Source organism: Polyangium jinanense (assembly GCF_028435365.1).
The window spans coordinates 56,484-81,418 of the sequence record NZ_JAGTJJ010000007.1; the positions used below are offsets into that span (position 1 = coordinate 56,484).

Sequence of the window (24,935 nt, forward strand, 5' to 3'; positions counted from 1 at the left end):
TGAGAGTATCCCCGGCATACGCCGGAGCTGTTGGATCACTGCCTCTCCCAACGAAGGCTTGGCTCAAGCCGCAAATCAAGAAGGAACGTTCGCGCCGCCGTACGTGCCTGTTCCTGGTCGACAATCTGCGCCGCAGGGTAGTCGCCTTCTTGACCGCCCGCATTTAGCAGCACCATGCCATTCGTGGAATCTGTACTCAACAAGTTCCAAAACTCGCAGTTGTCGAAGGTCGCATAGACGATGTAACGCCCCGAACCGCCCCCGATCGCTAGGTGCTGCTCGCCTGGGCCTTGGACGGTCACGATCGTGTACGTTTTCGCGTCAAGTCGTCGAATAGCCTTGTCTACGTCGTCCCAAGACGGTCGGTCAACGTGCCACTCGTCATTCAGTACTCCATGCCATTTGTCGCCGTGAATCGAGAGCGCGCTCATGGGCGGATCACCTGCGTTCCCTGCGGGGTGATGACTTCCAGTTCCTCAAGACCAAGCTGACGTGCGAGCCCGCGGACTCCTCCATTGGGTCCGCACGCCGGGCATAGCGCGCGGTCGACGTACAGCGTCCCACGCCCGCCGCTCGCTCCGGCATTCGCAGCCTGCTGAAACGCATCTGCCTCCGCGTGTGTCCGCGTAATCGCGTTGACCCGCAAACTGACATGTTGTCCATGCGCATTGATGCCGTAGAAACTGCGGCCACCTACGTCGAGACGAGCAAGGGAGCCTTCACCTTGTGCAAGTCCCAACTCGCCGCGGAACCGTGCAAGGCTGTCCAGACCACCTACGCCCCCTGCGACATTCGGCCCCCGTCGCAGGGCCCTGCTACCAAGCAGCGCGATATCATCCTCCGGCCCGGGGGTCAACACCGCGCCCAGCATCAGCGTCCCCTCGAAGAAGAGCCGCCCCGCGGCCTGCTCCCTCGGGTCGCGCAGGACTGGATCCCCGATCTGCGGCCGCAGCAGAATCACCTCCCGCTCCGGCCCGAGCAGGAGCGACAAATCCCGCCCGATCCCGCCCTCCTCCTCCACGACGAACGCCGTCCGCCCGCCGCCCGGGCCGCCCGCGAGGAGCTGCTCGAAGAGCGGAATCGGACTCGAATCCAGCATCACGTCCGGCGGATACACGCCAAACGGATCATCCGTCCCCGGCCCGGACGGGTGCGGGATCTCCACCGTCGGCAGACCGACGCTCGCCGCGCCCTTGCTCCCCGTCGTATCCACGTCCGTCGCGGGCGCCCCCGCGCCGACCCCGGGCGGATCGATTTCGTGCGCGAGCAGCCGACGCACCTCCTGCCCCGCCAGAAACCACGCGCTCGGCCGAATGTGATCCTCCGGCAACGGCACGTCCGGATACCCCGGCTGCTGCACGACCCCCGTCGCCGGCGCGAACCCCGTCGGATCGACGAACGAAAGCGGGTTGTTGACGACGTAGCTGTATCGGTTGTGACTCTGCCCGTCGAATACGTCCGCGATCACGGGATCGGTCGTCAAGAACCTCCCGAGCCGCGGATCGAACATCCGGCCCTTCATGTTCACGAGCCCGAGCTCGTCGTCGCCCTCGTGCCCCGTGAAACCCTTCGTCGTCTTGCTCGTGAACGAGGCCGGCGGCGGCAGCCCCCATACCTGGTTTCTCCGCTGCCCGAACGGGTCATAGCTGCGCCGCTCCTCCACCCCCGCGGCGCTCGTGATGGCATCGATCGAACCCAGATGGTCGACGTGGAGATACCGCGTGCCCGGCTCCGCTCCGCCACGCGTGACGACCGCGACGACCCGCTCCGGGGAGTGCACGTAATACCGGTGCTCCGTCGCCGCGGAGCCCATCGCGGTGACGCGCTCGTAGAGATCGCCGAAATAAAGCGTCTCCTCGGTTGGCGTCGTCTTGCGGATGCGTTTTTGATCGCCGTCGTAGCCGAACGTCGTCGTGTCCGCGCCCTGCGTGATGGCCCTCGGCAGATCGAAATGCGTATAGCTGACGGTCATCCCGCCGGGTCGGGTCACCTGGTTGCCCACGGCGTCGTAGCCATACCCCCCGCCACCCGCGGCCGTGACCGCATGCGGATGCTTCGCGTCGCCGTACGTGAGCGCGCCGAGGTCGGACTTGAACGTCAGGTTCCCATTCGGCGCGTAATCGTAACTCTCCACGCAGGGCGCGAGCGGGTTCTCCGCGGCGCTGAAGTAGGCGCACGTGAGGCGCGAGAGCGCGTCGTATCGAAACCGCTCCGTCTTGTGCTGCGGCTGGAGCGCGTCGGTGCGGCTCGTGAGGTTGAGGAGCGCGTCGTAGTCGTAACCGAGGTCCTGGACCTCGGTCGCCCCGAGCTGCGTGGTGATGCTCCGGAGCCTCCCCTTGTCGGCGAAATAGCTTCGATCGGTTACGGCGCCATTGCCGAAGACCTCGCGTCGATACCGGCCCGCGTCGTCGACGTGCGTCAGCCGCCAGTACTCCGCGCCCGTCAGGCCGTCGCGCACGCCGACGACGTGCCCGTGCGCATCGAATTCGTGGCGCACGATGAACGGAGCCGCGCCGTTCGGGGCCGGGTACGTGACGGCATCGATTCGGCTGAATTCGTCATACCCGAAGGTGGCCGAAAGGAGCTCGCTCTCCCCCTGGACGGTGAGCGCGACGCTTCGGGTGCGACCGCGAGTGTCGTATTCATACGCCTTCTCCCCGTCGGGGCTCTCGACCTTGTGGAGCTTGCCGATTCCGTTCGGCGCCGTGTCCCATGTAAAGGTCGTTTCGAGGATCTCCACGCCCTTCTGGTCCGTGCGGGATGTCTCGCGGCCGAGCTCGTCGTAATCGAAGGTCGAGACCCGACCGAGCGCATCAGTTATCGAGAGCAGATCGCCGAAGCCGTCGTGCACCTCGATCGTCGTGCCCCGGTCCGGATCCTCGCGCTTCCGGACGCGCCCGAGCGCGTCGCGCGTCATGCGCATCAGCGCGCCGCCCGGATCCGTCACGGTATGAAGCGCCCCGAAGGGACCGTAGGTATACGTCGTGGTCCCGTTCTTTGCGTCCTTCACCGTCTTCGGTCGGCCGAGCGGATCGTTCGTGACGACCGTCGACTGGAGGTGAGGATCGAGGGTCTCGATCGCCAGGCCCTTGTAGCTGGTCCTCGTTGTCGCGCCCCAGGGCGCCCTGTGCAGCACCTCGCGCCCCAGCATGTCGAATTCGTATTCGTCGAAGAGGAGCTCGGCGTCGGGCGTGTCCTCGCTCGTCGGCACTGAACGCCTCGCGACCTTCCCGCTGAGTCGATCGTATTCGATCACCTGCGTCACGCGGGGCGAGCTGCCCGCCTGCTCGGGCGTATCCGGCGCGTGTGTGACAACTCGGACGGGGCGGGCGAGACGATCCAAGGAGGCGGTATCGTCTGCGCCGCCGCTCGTCGTGGTTCGCTCCGTCACGCGCCACGCGTCCCCCTCTCGCTCCCGCGAGAGCGTGATCCGCGTCGTCGTGCCGTCCGGCCGCTCCTCCAGCGTTCGCCGGCCGAAGCCGTCGTGCGTCCACTTCGTGACGAGCCCATTCGGATCCGTGAGCTTCGCGAGCACGCCGAGCCCGGGATCGAATTCGACGCGCGTCGTATGGCCTGCCGCGTTCGTGTAGCTCTCGGGGAAGATGCCCTCCGGATCGAGCTCGATATGCACCGAACGATGGTGCCCATACGCGTCGTCGGCGGCGACATCCGTCACGTTGCCGAATTCGTCCCGTTCGAGGACGACCAAGAGCCGCGTCTCGGGGCTGCCATCGCCTGTCTCCGTCGATTCGGCGCGGACCTCGCCGTAGGGCGTGTTCGTGCGCGTGACCTTCAGACATTGCGACAGGTTCAACGCCGCGCTGCATTCCTCCTGGGTCTCGAGCTGCCCGAGCACCCAGCGCTCGGTGTCGTTCTCGAACGTGCGTTTCACGCGCAGGGTGAGATCGACGCCGGCTGTCTTGCGCTCGAATTCGAGCACGTTGCCGAACGCGTCGAAAGAAGTGACGGCCTCTGTCGTGTCGGTGAGGAGCGTGGCGCCGCCGTTCTCGACCTCCTCGACGCGACGCGCGCGGCGCTCGGTGATCAGGGTAAAGTACGTCTTGCCGTCGTTCGTCGGGACGAAGGTGGGCGTCATCTCGACGAGGAACCTCTCGACCCGGGAGGGATCGGAGGCGCCTGCGAGGGCCGGATACCAGCGCCATTGCTGCTTCGGTCGCCCCGCGAAGGGAAAGACCGTCCCGCTGGCCGTCTCGAAGTACGTCATGTTGTCATAAAACACCGCCTCCCCGGCGCCGGTCTCGACGTCGGTGAGGATCCGCTTCGCGAACCCGAGCCCCCCGAGCCCGAGCCGATGATACCGGCCGTCTTCGTACCGGACGCGAAAATGCCTCTGGCCGCCCTGGCCATCGCTCACGGCATAAGCGCTCACCACACGGCGAGGACCCACGGCACAACGCCGCGGATAGCCGCAATCGTTCGTTGGGTCGGCATGCGATCGATACAGATATGTCTCCAGGGCGGGATCGTTCGCCGTGGCGCCGTTCGTGATCCATTCGTCGGTCAAATGTCCGTACGAGAGGCCGATGCTCGGCACGAAGGCCGGCTCGCCGGGATCGTGGTCATTCATTCCATCGGAGACGCCCACGAGGACATCCTGATCGGCCGCGCGGCTCTGGAAGATATTGAACACGCCGCCGAGCAGGAGCACCACGTCCGCGGCACCGTCCCCATTGACGTCGCCGACGCGCGGGCCGCGAGGATCGGCGAGCGTGACGGCATCCCCGAGCAGGGCCTCGAACGGAATTTCCGCATCGATGGGCGTGAACGTCGGCGCATTTCGAGCGCCGGTCGCCCGGAGGACGAACCAGGCCGGAAGCGTGCTCGATACGTTCGGCATCACGCCGGCAGGGATGGGCATCAAGAGATCGGTCCGGCCGTCGCCGTCGTGATCGAGCGGCACGGCCAAGTGGAAGAATGAATCTTGCTCGCCGATGCCGTCCCATTCGAGGCTCTCCTCGGGCGTTTTCTGGAACGTCGGTCCCGTATTGAGGTACGTGCGGAGGAGGTGGTCCGGCCATCCTGATTGCACCGCGTCGGGCAGCCGATCGCCATTGACGTCGAGAAACACGACGCGGCCGCCGGCCCGCTGGATGGGCAGCTTCGTGTCGAAGACCTCGAAGCTTCCATCACGAAGGCGGGTCAGCGCTTTGTAGGTCGACAAGGGGATCTCGGACGTCCCGCCGAATTTGGCCACCCTCGGCGCCACGAGCTCGACCTTGCGGTCGGCGTCGAGGTCCACCGTGTAGAGATGCATGTCGCACGGAGCCCCGGCGAGCGGCTCGATCCGCTTGCCCTCGGGCTCGAATCCGGCGGGCGTGGAGCCCTCCGCCGGCCTCCAGAGTTGCGCTGTCCACACGGTCACGCCGGGGACGTCCGTCGCGTCGGTGCTGTGATCCTCGCATTGGATTCGATCCAGGACGCCGTCGCCGTCGAGATCGGCGAGATGAACGGAGCCTCCCGGGCTCGTGAGCATCGGAGGCGGAGGCGCTGCCCCGAGCGGAAAAGGTCGGGTTATGCCGGTATCGTGGAGATCGAACGTTTGATCGGGCCGGGAAAGGAGCACCGTTTCATGGACCAAGCGACCATGAACGTCGTGGAGCAGGACGTCGGCCAGGCCATCCTGATTGTAGTCGATGGTCGTCCCGAGCTCCGGCTGGATGAGCGAGGGATCCGACGGTCCTTCGGGATCCGCGACGATGTCCCATTCTTGAGAGAACGCGAGCGTCGGCTCGGCGAAGTATTGCGGAGACGTCGCGGCCCCGCCGTTCTTGGCGACGAGCCATTCCGTGATCGGATTCTGCGGCGTGCTCAGCGCCGCGTTCGTGTCTGGAATCACGAGCTCGTCGAGCCCGTCGCCATTCATGTCGAAGAGCATCGGGCTCGCCCGCCTGGACGTGGGCGCCGCGATGTTCGTCTCGATCCTCTCGAATCCGGGCGCGTCACTCCTGTATTGAAAATGCGTGGGTGGCTTGCAAACCCCATCGCCACCGCACTCCTCGACCTCCGTCAAGAGCGTCCGCCCGGTCGTCTCCGAGAGGGTGTAGCGGAGGCCATAACGGCGAACCAGCGTGTCGCCGCCGATCATTCGGATTTCGTCGAGCCGGAGCGAGCTTTGCAGGGCCATGCCGCCCGAGAAATGCGTGCGCACGTCGACCGGGTCCTTCGTCCCATACGTGAGCACGACTGCGCGGGACGCCGGTGCCCCTTCGAAGCTGGTATACCGAACCTCGTCCAGTGCGTATTCGGCGGTGTACCCGTCCGCCTCGGCGAAGCAATAACCATACGTCATCGCGTTGCCGCGGCCGTCCTTGACCTTCGTCGCGAGCCACGCGCGGGGGACGCCGCCCTGTGCGAGTGGCTTGCCGCCGTCGCCCTTCCCGTATTCGATCACGAGCCCGGTGGGCAGAAACGCCTCGAAGAAGAGCGCGCTCTCGGAGGCGCCTCCTTTCGGGAAATGCCCCACGACCTTGACACGCGTGTCCGGGAGCGTCCGATACTCGACGGTCGCCGCTCCCTCGTCCACGGGGATGAGGCGATTTCCGTCGAGACAGAGCGCGTCGCGCGTGTCGTAACGGACGCCGCGGATCTCACCATCGATCGCGAAGTTCCGCGGGCATCGCGTGATAGCGGAGGGCCCTCGCAACGAAAAGCCCATACCAAGGACGCCGTTCTCACCCCCGCTGTCGTACACGAGCGCCATTTCAGGCTCGACGCCCGCGCGGCCCGGTACGGTCTCCAGGGGGATCACGAGCGCCGCGTCGCCCGTGCTCGTGACGGAGAATGTGCTTGGAATTGTGCCGGCCGCGAGGATCTCGGGCTCGGACGCGGCCGTGGACGGAATCGAGAGGACCGGATGCTGGGGTCGGCATGCAATGGGACCCGGCGCAGAAGGAGGGATGCTGCCATTCCCGCAGGTGCAGCCTTGCGCGATGACGAAAAGGACGAGCAGCCAGGACAGGTGCACGAAGACCCAGCGCATGACAGCCAGTCCACATGTGGCTGGTCATCCCGTCAAGGCCAACATGGGGCCAGCGATGACATGGATGGTCCGGTCGGCGAGTTTTCGGGTGGCCGCCGCGCGGGCCGCGCTGGTGCCGTGCGTGCGTCCTGCGGCTTTGCAAAGGACGCATCGCGGCCTTTGCATCACGGGTCCAGCGCTTGCGCTGGCGCGGGCCTTTGGGCGCGTAGCCCCCGCCGGGTCCGGGGCAGCGCCCCGGCGCTACGGCTGCCCGATGAGACCAATGCTCAGACGGTGTGGAGAGGGAGGGTTGGGGTGGGTGAGGTCCGGAAGTCGAGCGGATGCCTGTGGAACACCCGCTCAGGCGGCCGGTTTGGCGGGGCGCGGCCGGCTCGCGTCCCCGCCGAGGACGCAAAGCGAGACGCCCGCGGAGAGCCGCCAGCCCTGGGGCGTGGTCTCCACGACCTCGCGCCCGGGCAAGAGCTCCTGCAGGGCGCGTCGCAGGCGTGTGATGGCCACGTAAATGGTGTTGCGATGGCGCAGGGGATGGTACTCGCGGCCCCCCCAGACCTCGTAGAAGAGGCGCTCGGCGCTGTAGACGCCGTCGTTGGGTGCGAGATGCGCCAGGAGCGCGCAGAGGATCGGCCGGCCAGTCACCTGATCCTCGCGTCCTGGTGCGCGGATCACGGTGCGCCGTAGGTCGACGACCAGATCATGGTGGCCGAGGGCCCGGTTTGCGCCCTCGGGGGCCGCGGGGCTGTGGGGAGCCGCCACGACCTCGGCCGGCGGCAGCAGCCCGAGCGCCCGCAAGAGCGCGGCGATCCCCGGGGGACACGGCTCCGCGTCCGCCGGGAGCGACCGCGCCGCGGCCGTCCACGAGAGGAGGCGCCCCTCCAGGCTCTCTGCAGGGCGATGCCCCGTCCTCGTCGCGTCCATGCGCCGCAGCGCCGCCGAGAGCTCCGCCCGCGCCCGCCGCTCGTCGCCGCGCCGCCGATACAGCGCCACCGCCACGAGCGGCGCCCACGGGAGCGCATGCCCGTGCCGCTCGCTGAGCGCCTGGGCGAGCCCGAGGTGCTCCTCCGCCTCGCCAAGCAGCGCCGCGGCCGCTTCGCCCTCGGCCCGAACCCCGAGCGCCAGAAGCGCCGCCGCCCTCACGAGCGCCGCCTGGGCCTGCGGCTGCCTGCGCCCGCGCGCCTCGTAGTAGACCTGCGCCCGCTCGGCCCGCTCGTCGGCGCCGGCTGCGTTGCCGCAGAGCAGCAGCACCTCCGCGGCTGTCAGATCGACCTCGCGCCCCGCCTCGGCACCCTGTTGCCGCGAAAGGCTCGCCGCCCGGTCGAGGGCCGAGAGCGCCGCCTCCGACTCTCCGCGCAGGGCGTGGAGCTGGGCCCGCAGCGCTTCCGCCTGCGCCTGCACCAAGGCCGGTGCCTCCGGCGGCATGACCAGCAGGGCCTCCGCCTCCTTCCATCGAAGCGCCCCGAGGTGCACCCGCGCCTTGAGCACCGCGCAGTGCGGCGCGAGGCTCGCGAGCCCCCCGTCCGCCACCATCTGCGCCGCGCGACACGCTGCCGCATGCGCCCCCTCCAGGTCACCCAGCCCGAGCAGCGTGAGCCCCAGGCAATGGCTGGCCACGGCCGCCGGCAGGAGGTCGCCGTGCGAGAGCAAGTAGCGGTGCGCCTCGTCCAGCGCGGCGCGCGCCTCGAGCAGCTCGCCACGCGCGTGGTGCACGAGGCCGCGGAAGAGCGCCGACGCCGGGGCCGGCAGCGCCGACGTCGCCGACTCGTGCAATTGCAAGCGCTTGAGCAGCGCCGCCGCGGCATCCACCTCGTCACAGGCACAGCGGGCGAACAGCTCCAGCATGGTGAGCTGGGCGCGCTCGTGCTCTGCCCCCTTCCCGCTCGCCGTGCCCCCCGCGGCCTCGGCCGCCGTGCTCGCGCCCTCTTCGAACCGCCCTTCGGTCAAGAAAGAAAGCGCCCACACCCATCCGATGCGCGCCTGGTCTTCCGGCGCCAGCGCGCCGTGTTCCGCGAGCGCCGCGCCGAGCCTGCCCCGCGCCGCCGCCCCCTCGCCGCGCAGGGCCTGCACGCACGCCCGCTGCAGCGCGACGCCGAGTTTTTCGCGCGGGTCCTTTGCCGCCCCGAGCGCCTCGTCGAGCAGCGCCGCAGCGCGGTCGAGCGCCCCGGTACGCCGCGCGATCGCCGCCGAGAGCCGAAGGTAGCGGGCCGCATGCGGGGGCCGCCGCCCCTCGGCGCCGAGCTCATCGAGCAGAGCGCGCGCCTCGGCCACGCGGGCGTGGCGCAGCAGGATCGTCGCCGTGTGCAACACCACGGCCTGCCGCTGCTCCGGCAGGGCCTTCTGCAGCACCGACAGCATCGGCAGCGCGAGATGATCGAGCGCGGCGCGGGCCATCGGGCGGGCATGGCGATCGAGCGCCTCCCAGGCCCGGGTGGGCTCGCCCGCGTCGAGAAGGAGCTGCGCCGCCTCCACCACGTCCAGCGAGACGTCCGCGGCCCGATCCGCTGGGGCTGCATCGGCCCGCCTCAAGAGGAGCTGCGCCGCGTCGCGCCTCGCCTCCGCGATCTCCTCCGGCGCCGCTGCGCGTCGCAGCGCCTCGCGGATGAGGTCGTGCACCATGATGACGCCGCGATCGACGTCGATGAGGAAGCGCCGCGACAGCTCCCACAGCGCCTCCTCGCCCGGCAGATCCGCGGGCGAGAGCCGCCCGCGCACGTGGCGCGCCAAAAGCAGCGTGCGTCGTAGCGCCGGGGACAGCTCCCGCAGGGCGGCGGCCAGCGAGTCGCCGTCGCGGCGCGGGGCGTAGCGCAGGTCCGACAGCTCGCGCCGCACATAAAAGGGGCTGCCCCCGGAACGCGCGAGCACCTCGGCCGGATCGGGCGAGCTGAGACCGAGGACGTGGCTGAGGTTCGCCACCAGGGTCTCGGTGGCCTCGCGGCTGAGCGGCGGCAGTCGGCATATCACCGGCGGCGGGGTGCCTTCGGGCAGCAGGAGCTCCAGACGGGAAGCGACGAAGAGCCGGCTGCGGGAGACGTGCCGGGCCAGGTAGCCGAGCACCTCGGCCGTGGCCTCGGCGTCGAGGTGGTGGACGTCGTCGATGAAGACCAGCGCGGGGCGGGCGGACAGGGCCCGCGCCACGGCGGAGAGGTCGTCGGCGAGGCTCTCGTGGGGCTCGGAGGCGGCCACGGAGAGGCGTAGCCGCAGCACGGAGAGCAGGTGCTCCCAGCGCAGACCTGCGCGTGCGGCGAGCGCGATCGTCGAGGCGCGGCGCAGGGCGGGCAGGGAGCGCGCCTCCTCGACGATCTTGTAAACGAACTCGCTCTTGCCGATGCCGGCGACGCCGTAGACGAGGAACAACGGCTCGCGCGGGAGCAGGGCGCGCACGCGCGACAGCTCCGCCTCCCGCCCCACGAAATCGGTCACCGCGCGTGGGAAGGGAAGTGCGTCATAACGCGACGTCTCCGCCGTGCGCATGTCTCATGAATTGTGAACCAGAAGAGTGTGCCGTTCGTCAAGGCCATTCCCGAGCCCGCGCAGGCGCAGCCGCCATTTTCCTACCTGTTTGACGCGCATTGCCGCGGTGCGTCTCTGCCGCTTCGCCGGGTACCTCGCGCGGAGCCAGCGTTCAGAAATCGATCATCGCCGCGTCGAGCACGTCGTTTTTGGGGTCGGTCGCCACTGTGCCCGAGGGCTTCGGCGCGGTTCCGTCCTTCACCCAGGCCACGAGTGCGTCGAAGGCCCGCTCCACGTAGGGCTGCATGGGCGTGAACAGGTCGGCGGCGCCCTCCTCGCCGGGGGTCCCGTCGAAGTCGAAATCGATCGCCCCGTCCGAGTGAAGGTCCACGTGCCCCCCGTATGCGATCACGTAGAGGCGGTGCATCTCGGGCGAGCCATATTTTTCGACCGCGGCCTTGTAGGCCACGCCGTGCGCGTCGAGCCCAAGGAGCGCATCCGCGTCGCCGTGCAGGCTGATGAGCGGCACGGAGAACTCGCCCGTGTTCGCGTTCGCGAGCGCATACCCGACGCTCTCCTCCGTCCAGCCGCCGTCCGGGGCCTGCGGGATCCACGTGTAGAACGGCGGCGGATCCACGGCGTTCGGCTGGAAGGTGCTGTAGGCGCTGCTCGCGGCGAGGTCGTGGCCGAAGAGCTCCGCCCGGTAATAGTATGCGGTGAAATTGAAGTACCCGATCCCCTTGAACGAGGGCACCTGGGCCTTGAGCGCGTCGAAGAGCGTGTTGTACGCGCCCCAGATCGGAGCCGAGGCCGGCGTGAAGCCCGCGGCCGTCATCTCTGCGTGCGCGGCCGAGAACGGCGGGCTCTCCAGGTACGCCTGCGGAGTCGTCAGCGTCGCCGGATCGTAGGCCCAGCGCATCACGAGCGCCGCGCGTTCGTTCGTACTGACGAGGTGGTTTGCCTTGGCGTACTCCGCGGGCGTCACTTTGCCATTCCCGTCGGTGTCGAGCACCCGCGCGTCGGGCCAGTAGGCGCCTGACCAGTCGACCCCGCCATCGAAAAGGCGCGCCTCGCCCGCCTTCACGCGCGCCGCATCGATCTCGAGCGCGCGCCGCACCTGGTAGCCGCCGTTCGAGAGCCCGGCCGCGAAGATCCGCGCTGGCTTCTTGCAAGCGACCTTTTCGAGTCGGCCCGAGGCCCACGACGCCATGTCGAGCATCATCGCGCCCCAATGCCGCGTCGGGTGCGTCTTCGAGAGGAGCGTCGCATTGCCATCGGCCCCGCCGTTCGTCTGGCCCTTGTTGCCCGACACGTACGCGTAGCCGCGCCGGAGGATCCACGGCGCGATCGTCCCGTCGCTCGCGAATTCATTGCGCGTCCCGGGCGTGCCCGCCACGACGAGCTCGCCGTTCCAGTTCGTGGGAACCTTGAGCACGATCTCCTGGCGCCGCTCGCCGTCGCTCCCGGCCACGACGAGCGTGCCCGTGATCTCGAGCCCGGCGATGTCGTCCTTCGGCAGTAGCTTTTGCGAGTGGAGGACGGTCGATTGGACCTTCTTGACCTTCGCCTGCTCCTCGGGGGACAACGCGTCGAACTCGGGCGTCCCGGCCTTGAGCGTCCAGTAGGTGATGTGCGCGAGGCCTCCGTCGCCGCCGCCCGCGTACTCTTTGCGGGTCGCCCCCTCGAGCCCCTCCTCGAGCCCCGCGAGGCCCGTCGCTGGCGTACAGGTCGGACCCGCGTCGCATTCGGCGCCCTGGCAGGTCGGGTTGGGGTTCGTGTTCTGCGGTGGATCGTTGCTGCAACCGGCGACAAGCAGCGCGAGCGATGCGAGGAAGAGTGGGGTGCGAAGAGCGATGGTTTTCATGGGGGCGGCGCGAGCGTAACAAGGCGCGCTGCACGTGAGAACTCCCCACGGCTGCTGGGTGGCTATCTCTCGAAGCAGTCGCCCCTCACCGCAACGTCTGCGCCTCCCCGAGCGCTTTCCCATGTGCACGTTCGATCAGCGGATTCGCCCGAACGGCTGCCTCGAAGGCCTCGACCGCCGACCTCGCCGCTTCCCTCCTGCCGGACGCCTCCTTCGTCGCCCTCGCCCGCGCGAGCAAGAGGCGCCCGCGGGAGGCCAGGGCGCGCGCATCTCGGGGGTTTTTGGCGAGCGCCCGATCGACCATCACGAGGCCTGCGCGGACATCCTCCCCCGGATCCTTCTTTTGCGAGACATGCCACTCGGCCGCGAGTGCATACGATTCCGCTACCACCGCGAGAGGCGCCGGATCCACGAGCTTGTCGGTCATCCACGTTTTCAGCGGGGCCCGGACCGCCTCGAACGTGGCGTTCGTCGCCTTCCCTTGGGATACCGCATGCCGCGCCGCCACGAGCTCCACGTGCGCGGCCCCCACGGCGATCTCGAGCTTGTGGGGAGAGCGCACGGTCGCCTCGCGCAATGCAGCCCTCGCCCTGGCGACGGGCTCCTTCGGATCAGCGCCCTCACCGAGTTGCTCCTCGGCCCTCAGCGTCGCGACGAGCCCGGTCATTGCGGCCAGCGTCACGCTATCCGGTGCCTCCTCGCGCAAGATGCGAAGCTCCTCGTCCGCTCTTTCGAGCGTCTCACGCAGAGGACCACCGGTCGCGAGGGCATGGCGGGTCATGGCGAGGAAAGCGCGCGCCCGCAGCTCCGTGAGCCCGCCGTACGCCGGGTTTCGCGCCTTGGCCGTGGAAAGGGCGCCGAGCGACGCTTCGAGCCATTTCATCGGCGACTGGCCTCGATCGAGCTCTTGCTCTGCGCGCTCCAGGTAAATCTGCGCGCGCTTGTCGTGCGCCATGACGTCGCGCGGGCGCACCGCGAGCACCGCGTCGAGGGCACGCTCGGCGCTCTCGATCCTCGGTGCGACGTCGATCCCGCGTCTGCGCTCATCCATGGCGCGCAGGTGGTACACGTACGCCGCCGAGTCGTGCAGCGTCGGATCGTGCTCGAAGATGCCCCGCGCCTCGTCGTAAAGGCGGTCGGCGCGATCGAGCGCCGAGGTGGCGTCCTCTCCCCGGTCGAGCAGCACGATGGCTCGCGCCCGCAATGCGGTGCCGAGCGCGCCGTACGCGATGAGGCCCTTGGCGGACAGGTGCATTGCATCCTCGGCGATGCGAATCGCCTCGTCGGCAATGGATGGCAAATCGCCGGGCGGAGCGTCGGAACGCGCCGCGCCAAACGCGTAAAGCGAATACAATGCGGCACGCGCGGCATGGGCTCGGCTGCTCGATGGGTCCACGAGAACGAGCCGATCGCACGCCGCGCGGCCCGCCTCGAAAAAGGGGCGTGTCGAGGCTTCCTTGCCGAACGCCGCGTACATGAGACGTGTCCGCGCCCCGCACACGGCCTGGAGGACGCGCGGGTCGCTGCGGGCGATGTTCTCCGCCGCGGCGTAGGCCTCGAGCGCGGCGTTCATTCCCGCGTGCATCTTCTCCCACCAATCGTGCTCCCCGCTCGACCAGTGCCGCGAAGCGATTTCGACGAGCGCGTCCGCCTCGAGCTGCTTGGCCTCGTAGAGCAAGGGGGCGCGCAAGAAGGCCTCGCGGGCCTTCTCGACAGCCTCTTCGTGGCGCCCCTCGTGATACGCCACGAGTGCCGCGGCATACGCGGGATGCTGGATGCGCGCCGGCTCGGCCGCGCGCAGACGCGCGAGCGCGGGCGTGTAGTAGCGTGCTTTGAGCCCCTCGGCCTCGGCATTCTTTTGCTCCTCCGCGACGAACGATTCGGAGCGAAGCCGAAAGTATGTCCCGAGCTGCGCAAGCGCGAGGGCATACCCGAGCTCGGGCGATGCATATCCAGCCGCCTCGGCCTGCTCGAGGTGCATGCACGCCTGCTCCTCCTCGCCGAGCGCGAGGTATGCCTTGCCGAGCGCGTATTGCACCGTCCCTTCGGAAGCGGCGCCAACCTTGGCGACGTGGTGCTCGAGGGACCTGATTCGCTCGCGCACCACGGCCCGCTCCCGCTCGATGTCGTGCGGCGGCATCTGGTAGGCCGTGCGCATGAAAAGCTCCATGTCCGTGAGGAGCCGCCCAATGTCCTGCGCGAGCTCCGCCTGCGCCGCGGCCTCGCCCTGCTCACGCACGTGCACGCCGCCCGATCCGAGCACCAAAAAGCCGAGCGCCAGGGCACTCGCGCGCGCGTGCTTCCGGGCCTTGCGGCGCAGCGCGGCCCCGAGCCCCGCGCGCCTCGCCTCCGGCACCTCGCCATTGAGGAACCGCGCGAGATCCTTGGCGAGCGCTCCGGCCGAGGCATACCTCCGCGCCGGATTGCGCTCGAGGCATTTCATGACGATCGCCTCGAGCTCACGTGACACGCCCTTCGCCACGTCTCTCAGGGTAGGGGGGTCCTCGTGGGACAGACGCGCGAGAATCCGGAACGGATGATCATCGACGTAAGGCGGCCTGCCCGCGATCGCGTCGTACAGCGTCGCCCCGAGACCATAGACGTCCACGCGCGGATCGACGACGCGCGACGATCCGCAAGCGGCCACCTCGGGAGCCATATATGCAGGTGTACCGAGGCTCGGAGACAACGTGTGCTCCGAGCCTCGTTCGACCTCGCGCGCGAGGCCGAAGTCCACGACGTAGGGCCGGAACGAGCCGTCCTCGCGCGCCTCGACGAGGATGTTGCCGGGCTTGAGATCGCGGTGCACGAGCCCACGCGCGTGCGCGGCTTGCACCGCGTTCGCGACCTTCTGCACGAGCTCGATGAGCTGGCGGAGGCTCATGTGGCGCCGAACGCTGGCGAGCGGCTCGCCATTGACGAGCTGCATCACGATGAACGGCTCGCCCTCGGCTTCGCCGACCTCGTACACGCGACAGATGTGATCATGCTCGACACGGGCCTGCGCCTGTGCCTCTGCGAGGAAGCGAACCCAGGATGCGGAATCGCTTTCCTTGAGGAGCTTCAAGGCCACGTCGCGCCCGAGGCGTGGATCCCGCGCGCGGAACACCACGCCCATGCCCCCGGCGCCGATGCGGCGGATGTCCTGGTAGCGAGCATGGAGCGCGAGCGGGACGGTGTCCCGGCGTGGCGTGCTGGGAACGACCGCTGCCGACATCGTGGTGGGCACGGGCAGCGTGGCGTCGAACACGAGATCCAGCCTGCACGTGGAGGCGTCGTCCGCCCGTATTTCCTCCAAGCGCTGCGAGCTCACCATGACAGAACGTTACGTTACCATGGGCCGGATGGCACGGCGGTATTTTTCGTTCTGGACGGACATGTAATGTTGCCCTCCCTACGCGTCCCTGCACCGCAACCCGAAGCGCTCCACGCGCCTGCGCATCATGATGCGCGTGATTCCGAGCAGCCGCGCTGCCTCCGACAGGTTACCCCGCGCCATGGCGAGCGCCTCCTCCACGAGCGCGCGCTCCGTCGGCTCGAGGGCTGCGAAGCGCGCCGCCAGCGATCCACTCGGCGGCGCTGACGCGGGCTCTGGCGGCGAGAGCATCCGGCCGAGGTTCGCGCTCAGGTCGTCGAGCTCCACGACGGCCCCTTCTGCCTGGACGACCGCGCGCTCGACCTCATTGCGCAGTTCCCGCACGTTTCCTGGCCACGGGTATGCCAAGAGCGCCGCGCGCGTCGCCGCCGAGAAGCCCGTGATCCGCTTGCCCACGTTGAGCGCCGCGGCCTCGAGGAACGTCTGCGCGAGCAGCTCGATGTCGGCCCCGCGCTCCCGGAGCGGCGGCACCTCGATGTCGAGGACGTTCAGGCGATAATAAAGGTCCTCGCGGAAGCGCCCCGCGGCGATCTCCTGGCGCAGGTCCTTGTGGGTGGCCGCGAAGACGCGCACGTCGACGCGGATCGGTGCCTCGGCGCCGAGCGGCAGGACCTCCCCCTCCTGCAGCGCGCGCAGCACCTTGGCCTGCGCCGAGAGGCCGAGATCGCCAATCTCGTCGAGGAAAAGCGTCCCTCCATCCGCGAGCGTGAACTGACCCCGCCGCTGCTGGGCCGCGCCCGTAAAGGCCCCCTTCTCGTAGCCGAAAAGCGTGCCCTCGATCATCGTCTCGGGGATGGCCGCGCAGTTGACGACGACGAACGGCCGACGCGCCCGCGGAGACGCCGCGCAGAGGGCCCGTGCCACGAGCTCCTTGCCTGTGCCGCTTTCGCCTCGAATCAGCACGTTCGCCGCCTTTGCCGCGGCGCTCTTGGCGATCTGGGCTCGAAGCTTCTGGATCGGCGGGCTCTGACCGAGGAGCTCCTGGAGCGGCCCTTTCCCCGAGGCCGCCTCGGCGAGCGCGTTCGCACGCTGGAGCCGCTCCGCGCCGTCGAGCGCAGCGGCGAGCATCCGTGCGAAGGCGGTCAAAAAATCGAGATCTTCCTCCCCAAAACGTGCTTCATGGCCCCGATCGTCGACATACACGAAGCCCATCACGCGACCCGCGATCTCGAGCGGGGCGCCCATCGCCGACAGGATGCCCTGCCGTGTCAGCGTACGCGGCGCCTTCCGCTCTCGACCATCTCGCACGATGACCGCCTCACGACGCACGAGCATCGCCTGTAGCATCGTGCGACTCACGACAATTTGTTCCGTCGCGGGTCCGTGGGTCGGCGTCCGTGTGACGCGTCGAAGCACGTCGCGCCCTGGCCCCTCGACGAGCGCCGCCATCACACGCTCCCCTCCGACGAGCTCGAGCACGGCTTCGAGCATGTGGCCGAGGAGGGCCTCCGGATCTTCCAGGGTGCGGATCGCCCGCGTCACCTCGTAGAGCAACGCGAGCCGCTTGCTCGGTCGACCGATCTCCAGGGTCTCGTCGTTCTGCGCCGTCCGGACGAGCACGATTTCGGCGCCTTCCTGCTCTTGAAAGACGAGCCGCACCGTCCCGATGTCGATCACGTCGCCTTGGGTGAGCCGGGCCTCTTTGACGCGCACACCGTTGACGAAGGTGCCGTTGGCGGAGCCGAGATCCCGGACCCACCAGCCCTCGGCATCGGGCTCGAAGCGCGCGTGTCGGCGCGAGACCTGCTGATACCGGAGGGGCAACTCGCTCTCGGCGTCCCGCCCCGCGACGAGCGACGCTCGAAGCTCGATCGCGACGGGGCCTTGTCCGGGCTCGAAGGTGACAAGCTGAGGCACGAGAGTCACGATGCCAGAGCCGTTGTGGGCATGTCGAGGGTTCTGGCCCCCCGAGTCGGCTCGCTTGACAGGAAAGGATCGAACGAGCCGCTCCGGACTCGATCATCCGAGCCAGATGGCTCGATCGAGCCGGCCCGATGTTCCGCGTGGGGCGCATGGAACTCCGGCCCTTCCAGCGGCTCGCGAGGCGCGCTACGCTTCGTGGCACGAGGCATGCATATTCAGTCGTGGGCCATTGCTTTCGAATTGAACCGTCCAGGGCTGATCGTGGGTCGGAACGACACGGCGGCGGAGACGAACCACGCAGCTGGTGTGCACGAGCTATTCGAAGCATGTGTCGCCCGATCACCCGACTCCATTGCGGTCGTGTTCGGGAGCGAGAGGCTGAGCTACAGCGAGCTCGATGGTCGGGCGAATGCGCTCGCACATCACCTGCGATCCCTGGGTGTCGGGCCGGGGGACCTGGTCGGGCTTTACGTCGAGCGGTCCCTCGAGATGGTCGTCGGGCTCCTTTCGATCCTGAAAGCGGGTGGCGTGTACATGCCGCTCGACCCCGCGTATCCAGCGGAGCGGCTCTCGTTCATGCTCGCGGACGCGCAGGTCGACGTGTTGCTCACGCAGCCGAACCTGGCCTCACGCCTGCCATTGCGATCGGCGCGCGTCGTTTTTCTCGAACCGGCACGCGCGACCGCGTCCGAGAGCCCAAAAACCTCTCGGGGCGCGCCTTCGGATCTCGCATACCTCATTTACACCTCGGGCACGACGGGCGAGCCAAAAGGCGTCATGGTCACCCGTGGCAGTTTGTCGTATTATGCGAGGACGCTCGCGTCCACGCTCGGGATCACGACCGAGGATCGGTATCTCCACACCGCATCGATCGCGTTCTCGTCCTCGGTACGCCAATTCCTGCTCCCTCTCGTGTGCGGCGCGACGCTCGTGATCGCGACGTCCGACCAGCGGCGTTCGCCGAGGGAGTTATGGGCGGCGGTGGAGCGGCACGGGGTCACCGTGATGGACCTAGTTCCATCGCACTGGAGGAGCTTGAACTTCGTGCTGTCGGAGGTCGACCCGGCCACGCGAACGCGCCTCGTCGCGCCCCACCTTCGCCTGGTCCTGTCCGCGAGTGAAGCGCTCTCCTCCGATGTTGCTCGCGCTTTCCGCGCGCTCGCCGGGCCTCGGGTCGAGCTCGTGAACATGTTCGGCCATACCGAGACGACCGGCATCGTGGCGACCCATCGCATCACGGACGAAGACATGCACGCGCGGGGCGTGCCGCTCGGCAAACCGCTGCCGGGCGCGACGGTGCACGTGCTCGATGCCGACCTCCAACCTTTGCCCGTCGGCGTCGAGGGGGAGGTGTACGTCGGCGGTCCGGGTGTCGCGCGGGGATACCTGAATCGCCCGGAGCTCACACGAGGGCGATTCTTGCCAGACCCATTCCGCGAGGAGCCCGAGGCGCGTCTCTACCGCACCGGCGACCTCGGCCGCATTCTTCCCGACGGCGACCTCGAATACCTCGGCCGAATCGATCATCAGGTCAAGATTCGCGGATTTCGCGTCGAGCTGACCGAGATCGAATCGGTGCTCGGGCTGCACCCGTCCGTCCGTGCGTGCGTGGCCGCGGCGCGAGAGGATGTCCCGGGTGACCCGCGCGTCGTGGCGTATGTGGTGCCCGTCGAGGGCCCTCCTGCGACGCATTCCTTGCGCGAGCATCTCCGCGCGAAGCTGCCCGAGTACATGGTCCCTTCCGCCATCGTCCTGCTCTCCGCGCTCCCGATGACGCCCCATGGCAAGGTGGACCGCAAGGCGCTGCCGCCGCCCGCAGACGAGGACGTCTTGCGGCCCCGGGCCTATGTCGCGCCTGTGACGAAGACGGAGCAGAGGCTTGCCCGGCTTTGGGCCGAAGTCCTCGGGATCGACCGCGTGGGCCTGCACGATGACGTCTTCGATCTCGGCGCCCATTCGCTCAGCGCGACCCGCGTCGCGAGCCGCATCGCGTCGATCCTGGGCATCGAGATCCCGCTCCGCGCTCTCTTCGAGGCGCGCACGCTCGAAGCGCAGGCGCGCCTCGTCGACGCCGCGGGAGACGCGACGGGGAGCGATCCGATTGCGCGGGCCGATCGTTCGACGCGATTGCCACTCTCGTTTGCCCAGCAGCGGCTCTGGTTCCTCGATCGCCTGAGCCCCGGCTCGGCGCGCTACAATATCCCGATGGCTCTGCGCCTCGGCCGGACGCTCGACGTGAAGGCGTTGCAGGCGGCCCTCGACTGGCTCGTCGCGCGGCACGAGATCCTGCGCACGACGCTGCGCGAGGACGAGGCCGGGCCCTTTGCATGCATCGCCGCGGTGGGCGAAGTGGCCCTCTCCGTCGAGAGCGCCCCCGACGAGCAGGCGCTCCACGCGCGCATTGCGGAGCATGCGCAGAGGCCCTTCGACCTGTCGAGCGGCCCGATGCTGCGGGCCACGTCGTATTCGCTCGGCGACGACGATCATGTCCTCCTCCTCGAGGTGCATCACGTCGCCTTCGACGGCTGGTCGACGAACATCGTGATGCGCGAGCTCGCGCACGCCTACACGGCATTCTCCACCGGACGAGCGCCAACGCTCCCGGCCCCGAAGATCGATTATGTGGATTTCGCGGTATGGCAACGGCGATGGCTCACGGGCGACGCCCTCGAGCGCCGCCTGTCCTACTGGAGGGAAAACCTCGCGGGCGCGCCGACGCTCGAGCTACCGACGGATCACCCGAGGCCGGCCGTGTCCTCCGGGCGCGGCGCGTGGCTGCCCGTTCAATTCGACGGAGCGCTGAGCGCAGGGATCGACGCGCTCGCCCGTACCACGGCCGTGACGCCGTTCATGCTGCTGCTCGCGGCGTTTGCCGCCGTGCTCTCGCGCCATGCCGGCCAGGATGACGTGGTCATCGGCAGCCCCATCGCAAACCGCAATCGCGAAGACCTCGAAGATCTCATCGGGTTCTTCGTCAATACGCTCGCGCTCCGCGTCGACCTCTCCGGCAATCCGACCATCGAGGATCTCCTGCGGCGGGTCCGTCGCGCGACGCTCGACGGATACACGCACCAGGACGTGCCCTTCGAGACGGTCGTCGACGCGCTCCACGTGCCACGCGACGCGAGCCGTACGCCGCTCTTCCAGGTCATGTTCGTTCTGCAGGGAGCGACCGTGGACGCGCCGAGCATGGGCGAGCTCTCCGTCGAGCCTTGGCCCGTCGAGCGGAGGAGCGCGAGGTTCGATCTGACGCTTTCCCTGGAGCGGGCGCCGGACGGGTACCGAGGCGGCATCGAGTACTCCGTCGATCTCTTCGAATGCAGCACCGTCCGGCGCCTCGCGAGCCATTTGCAGCGATGTCTCGCCTCGATCGTCGACGCGCCCGCGTCGCGCGTCTCCGATCTCGACCTCCTCACGCCGGACGAGCGCCGGACGCTCCTCGTCGAGTGGAATGACGCGGCGGCGAGGGCGCCTCACGCCGCGAGCGTGCACGAGCTCTTCGAAACGTGGGTGGCGAAGACGCCCGACGCCGTCGCCGTGGAGCACGAGGACGAGGCCGTCTCCTATGCCGAGCTCCATACGCGGGCACTCCGCCTGGCTCACCACCTGCAATCGCTCGGCGTCGACCGAGAGACCCTGGTCGGGCTCTGCCTCCCGCCCTCGATCGAGCGTATCGTGTCGGTCCTCGGGATCCTTGCGGCGGGCGGCGCTTACCTGCCGCTCGATCCGTCCTATCCGCCGGAGCGGCTCGCCTTCATGCTGAACGACGCAGGGCCTCCGATTGTCCTGACAGACGACCGGAGCCGCGCGCGGCTCGCCGGCTATCGCGGACAAACCGTCTGCCTTCCCGTGGAGTCATGCGAAATCGCCACCGCGCGCGCGGAAAAACTTTCGACGCAGGCCCGGCCGAGGGATCTCGCATACGTCATTTACACCTCGGGCTCGACGGGCAAACCCAAGGGCGTGCTCGTGGAGCATCGAGGGCTCACCAACGCCATCGAGGCTGCCATCCGCATGTTCGAGGTGACGCCGGCCGATCGCGTGCTGCAGCTCGCCTCGCTGAGCTTTGATGTCTCGAACCTCGAAATTTGGATGGCGCTCGCGGCGGGCGCGACGCTTTGCCTCGGCGCTGGCGAGGATCTCGCGCCTGGCGAGCCCTTGCAACGGTTCCTCGCTCGCAGGCGAATCACGATCCTCTCCCTCACGCCGTCCGCGCTCGGGGCCCTTCCCGTCGCCCATCTCCCCGCATTGCGGCTCCTCAACCTGGGAGGTGAAACGTGCGCCCCGGAGCTCGCGCGCGCGTGGCGAAGGCAGGGGCGCCGCATCGTCAATTCCTACGGCCCCACGGAGGCGACCATCTGGTCGACCGCGATGTCGATCCGCGATCCCCACGAGCCGACCCTGATCGGCCGTCCCATCCCGAACACGCAGGTGTATATCCTGGACAAACACGCTCAACTCTCGCCGATGGGCACACCGGGCGAGTTATGCGTGGGCGGCGCGGGCGTCGCGCGCGGGTATCTGAACCGGCCCGCGCTCACCGAGGAGCGGTTCGTGCCGAATCCGTTCGGGGAAGGCAAGCTCTACCGGACGGGTGATCGCGCGCGTCATCGCGAGGACGGCACACTCGAGTTCCTCGGCCGTTTCGATCGTCAGGTCAAGATCCGCGGGTTCCGCGTCGAGCTCGGCGAGATCGAGGCGGCCCTCTTGACCCACACCGGCCTGCGGGAGGCAGCGGTTCTCGTCCGCGAGGATAAGCCCGGCGACGCCCGACTCGTGGCCTACGTCGTCCCGAGCGCGCCGGAACGAGCGTGGAGCGACGAGGCACTCGAAGCCGGCAAGGAGCTCCGGCGGCACCTCGAGGCGCGCCTTCCCGATTTCATGGTGCCGTCCGCCATCGTCCTGCTCTCCGCGCTCCCGCTCGGCCCCAATGGCAAGCTCGACGTCGAGGCGCTCCCGGCGCCTTCTCGCGAGGACCGCGGTCCGTCGAACGCGCTCGTCGCGCCGCGGAGCCCCACAGAGGCCGCGATTGCGGACATCTGGCGAGGCGTCCTCTGCCTCTCCGCGGTCGGCGTGCACGACGACTTCTTCGCGCTCGGGGGCCATTCGCTCCTCGCGACGCAGGTCATCGCCCGTATCCGCGTGACACTCGGCGTGAATCTCTCGCTCCGATCGCTCTTCGACGAGCCGACCGTCGCTGGGATGGCTGCCCGCATCGAGGCGCTCGAGCTCGCGCGCGCCCTCGAGCCCTCGCGGACCACGCCTCATTCAGGTCAAGAGGAGATTTCGCTGTGAAGAGCCTGGCGACGACAGCCGAGCCGTACGAGATCAAGCTCATCAACATGCCGTTTGCGGCGGAGCACCTGCCGTCGCTTGCCCTCACCCAGATACGGTCCGTCTTGCGGCGCGAGTTCGGCGCGCGCGTGCGGGTCGAGATCTGCTATCTGAATCTCGACGTTTCGCGCCGGATCGGGGCCATTTATCACGAAATCGAGGACTCGATGGAGCACCTCCACACGGGCCTCGGCGATTGGCTCTTCCGCAAGAGCGCGTTCCCTGATGCGGACGACAACGTGGACGAGTACTTCCGGCGCTGCTATCCACGGCGTACGCCGGAGGTGCAATCGCTCCGGGCGCGGATCCTGCCGCTGCGCGCGGAGCTCGACGCCATTCTGGAAGAGCTGCTCGATCAGCACCGGCTCCACGAGGCCGATCTCGTCGGCTTCACCTCGATCTTCATCCAGAACATGGCGAGCCTCGCCATGGCGCGCAAGATCAAGGCGCGCGCTCCGCATGTCGTCACGGTGATGGGCGGACCGAACTGCGAATACCCCATGGGCGCGGTGCTGGTCGAGGAGGCGCCGCAAATCGATTTCGCGTTTTCCGGGCCCGGCCTGAAAAGCTTCGCGGGGTTCGTCCGGAACCTCCTCGACGGCGAGCAGGAGGCCTGCCACCGCATCCACGGGGTCATCTCGCGCGACAACCTCGGCGCGTTCGTTCCGGAGGAGGACAAGCTCCTGCTCGCGGACGATCTCGTGCGCTCCGGCGCGTTTTTCCCGTCGAAACGCGTCAAGCGGCTCGACCTCGTGACGGACGCGGCGCGTGCCGCATCCGGGCCGGCCTGCCGCGCGCCGCGCCTGCAGCAGGTCGGCGAGGAGCTGCCGCTCGATTACGACGTCGAGCTCGATTACGACGACTACCTCGATGCGTTCGAGCGAAACCGGCCGCCGCACGCCGAGAAGGCAACGCTGCTCGTGGAGACGTCGCGCGGCTGCTGGTGGGGCGAGCGGTCGCATTGCACCTTCTGCGGCCTGAACGATCTCACGCTGGGGTACCGGGCGATGGCGGCGGATCAGGCGGTCCAGCAGTTCGAGCGACTCTTCCGGTACGCCGATCGGGCGTCACGATTGATGGCCGTTGATGTCATCATCCCGAAGAGCTTCCTCGACGACATGCTTCCCCGGCTGAAGACGCCGGACACGATGGAGATCTTTTACGAGGCGAAGAGCGATCTGACGGAGGAGAACGTCGCGGCGATGGCCCAGGCGCGCGTCCTTACGATCCAGCCCGGCGTGGAGGCGCTCGCGACGTCGACGCTGAAGCTCATCAAGAAAGGCAGCACGGTCTTCCAGAACATCATGCTGCTCAAGCGCTGCGTGATGTACGGCATCTTCCCGGCCTGGAACCTGCTGCTCGGCATTCCTCGCTCGGACGAGGAGATGTATCGCAGGTACGCGGCCATCATCCCGCTCTTTTCGCACCTGCCGCCGCCGTCGGACGCACTCCAGGTGCGTTTTGATCGGTTCAGCCCCTACTTCACGAACGCCGAGGAGTACGGGCTCCGGCTCGCGCCCATGGAACATTATGCCATGATTTACCCGTTCGGCCCCAGCAAACTTCGGGACATGGCGTACTTTTTCCGCGACGAGAACTTCGAGGCGCCCTATTTCGTGCACCTGGCGCAATGGTTCACGATGATCAAGGACCTCGTCGCGACCTGGAGGGATCGCTGGCCGGAGAAGGATCCGGAGGGGCGCGCCGAGCTCTACGCGGCGAGGCGCGGCGACGAGCTCGTGATCCACGATTCGCGCTCGGGCCGGGCGGTGGAGCACGTCATCGCGCCCTCGACCTGGTCCGTGCTCCTTTCGTTCGACAAACCCGCGCCCCTCGAGCGCGCGGCAGCGGAGGTGCGCCGAGCGCTGCCCGACGTCGACATGGACCGGGAGATGGAGTTCCTCGTGAACAAGGGGCTCCTGTTCCAGGAGGGCGAGCGATACTTGAGCCTTGTCCTGCCGGGGCGCGCGCCGCTCCGCCCGGAGGAGGATCTCCGCCGCGGGTGGGGATCCGTTTCCCAGCAATCGGAGCTCCGGACGGTGATCACGCTCTGA

At 68.4% G+C, this 24,935-nt stretch carries 8 protein-coding genes; 2 read left to right on the forward strand and 6 right to left on the reverse strand.

Going from position 1 to position 24,935, the window contains the following annotated elements:
• Positions 1 to 35: 35 nt before the first annotated feature.
• The 6 genes from KEG57_RS16905 to KEG57_RS55605 form a co-directional block, all read right to left on the reverse strand.
• A complete protein-coding gene (locus KEG57_RS16905) occupies positions 36 to 431 on the reverse strand; it encodes an Imm1 family immunity protein (RefSeq protein ID WP_272458617.1) in 396 nt (131 codons plus the stop codon).
• Positions 428 to 7,000 carry an RHS repeat-associated core domain-containing protein gene (locus KEG57_RS16910; RefSeq protein WP_272458618.1) on the reverse strand — a complete coding sequence of 2,191 codons (6,573 nt, stop codon included), beginning with the start codon at positions 6,998 to 7,000 and terminating at the stop codon, positions 428 to 430. Before KEG57_RS16910 ends, KEG57_RS16905 begins: the two co-directional genes overlap by 4 nt.
• A gap of 339 nt (positions 7,001 to 7,339) precedes the next feature.
• On the reverse strand, positions 7,340 to 10,465 hold the full coding sequence (locus KEG57_RS16915; RefSeq protein ID WP_272458619.1) for an AAA family ATPase: 3,126 nt from the start codon (positions 10,463 to 10,465) through the stop codon (positions 7,340 to 7,342).
• 151 nt (positions 10,466 to 10,616) lie between these two features.
• Entirely contained in the window at positions 10,617 to 12,308 is a 1,692-nt protein-coding gene (locus tag KEG57_RS16920) for a hypothetical protein (RefSeq protein WP_272458620.1), read from the reverse strand.
• 85 nt (positions 12,309 to 12,393) lie between these two features.
• Positions 12,394 to 15,624 (reverse strand): serine/threonine-protein kinase, encoded by a 3,231-nt coding sequence (locus tag KEG57_RS16925; protein WP_272420599.1) that lies wholly within the window; start codon positions 15,622 to 15,624, stop codon positions 12,394 to 12,396.
• A gap of 78 nt (positions 15,625 to 15,702) precedes the next feature.
• Positions 15,703 to 17,541 (reverse strand): sigma 54-interacting transcriptional regulator, encoded by a 1,839-nt coding sequence (locus KEG57_RS55605; protein ID WP_272458621.1) that lies wholly within the window; start codon positions 17,539 to 17,541, stop codon positions 15,703 to 15,705.
• Positions 17,542 to 17,754: 213 nt separating this feature from the next.
• Between KEG57_RS55605 and KEG57_RS16935 the strand changes: the two genes are divergently transcribed.
• Both KEG57_RS16935 and KEG57_RS16940 read left to right on the forward strand, forming a co-directional pair.
• The gene (locus KEG57_RS16935; protein ID WP_272458622.1) at positions 17,755 to 22,842 is read left to right on the forward strand and encodes a non-ribosomal peptide synthetase; all 5,088 of its coding nucleotides are present in this window, start codon (positions 17,755 to 17,757) and stop codon (positions 22,840 to 22,842) included.
• Positions 22,839 to 24,935, forward strand: coding sequence for a RiPP maturation radical SAM C-methyltransferase (locus KEG57_RS16940; protein WP_272420604.1), 2,097 nt, complete (start codon positions 22,839 to 22,841; stop codon positions 24,933 to 24,935). The genes KEG57_RS16935 and KEG57_RS16940 overlap by 4 nt, the downstream gene beginning before the upstream one ends.

Bases quoted from the DNA above. Each gene is read 5' to 3' on its own strand.
- KEG57_RS16905 (WP_272458617.1), bottom strand. From the start codon at position 431: ATGAGCGCGCTCTCGATTCACGGCGACAAATGGCATGGAGTACTGAAT.
- KEG57_RS16910 (WP_272458618.1), bottom strand. From the start codon at position 7,000: ATGCGCTGGGTCTTCGTGCACCTGTCCTGGCTGCTCGTCCTTTTCGTC.
- KEG57_RS16915 (WP_272458619.1), bottom strand. From the start codon at position 10,465: ATGCGCACGGCGGAGACGTCGCGTTATGACGCACTTCCCTTCCCACGC.
- KEG57_RS16920 (WP_272458620.1), bottom strand. From the start codon at position 12,308: ATGAAAACCATCGCTCTTCGCACCCCACTCTTCCTCGCATCGCTCGCG.
- KEG57_RS16925 (WP_272420599.1), bottom strand. From the start codon at position 15,624: ATGGTGAGCTCGCAGCGCTTGGAGGAAATACGGGCGGACGACGCCTCC.
- KEG57_RS16935 (WP_272458622.1), top strand. From the start codon at position 17,755: ATGCATATTCAGTCGTGGGCCATTGCTTTCGAATTGAACCGTCCAGGG.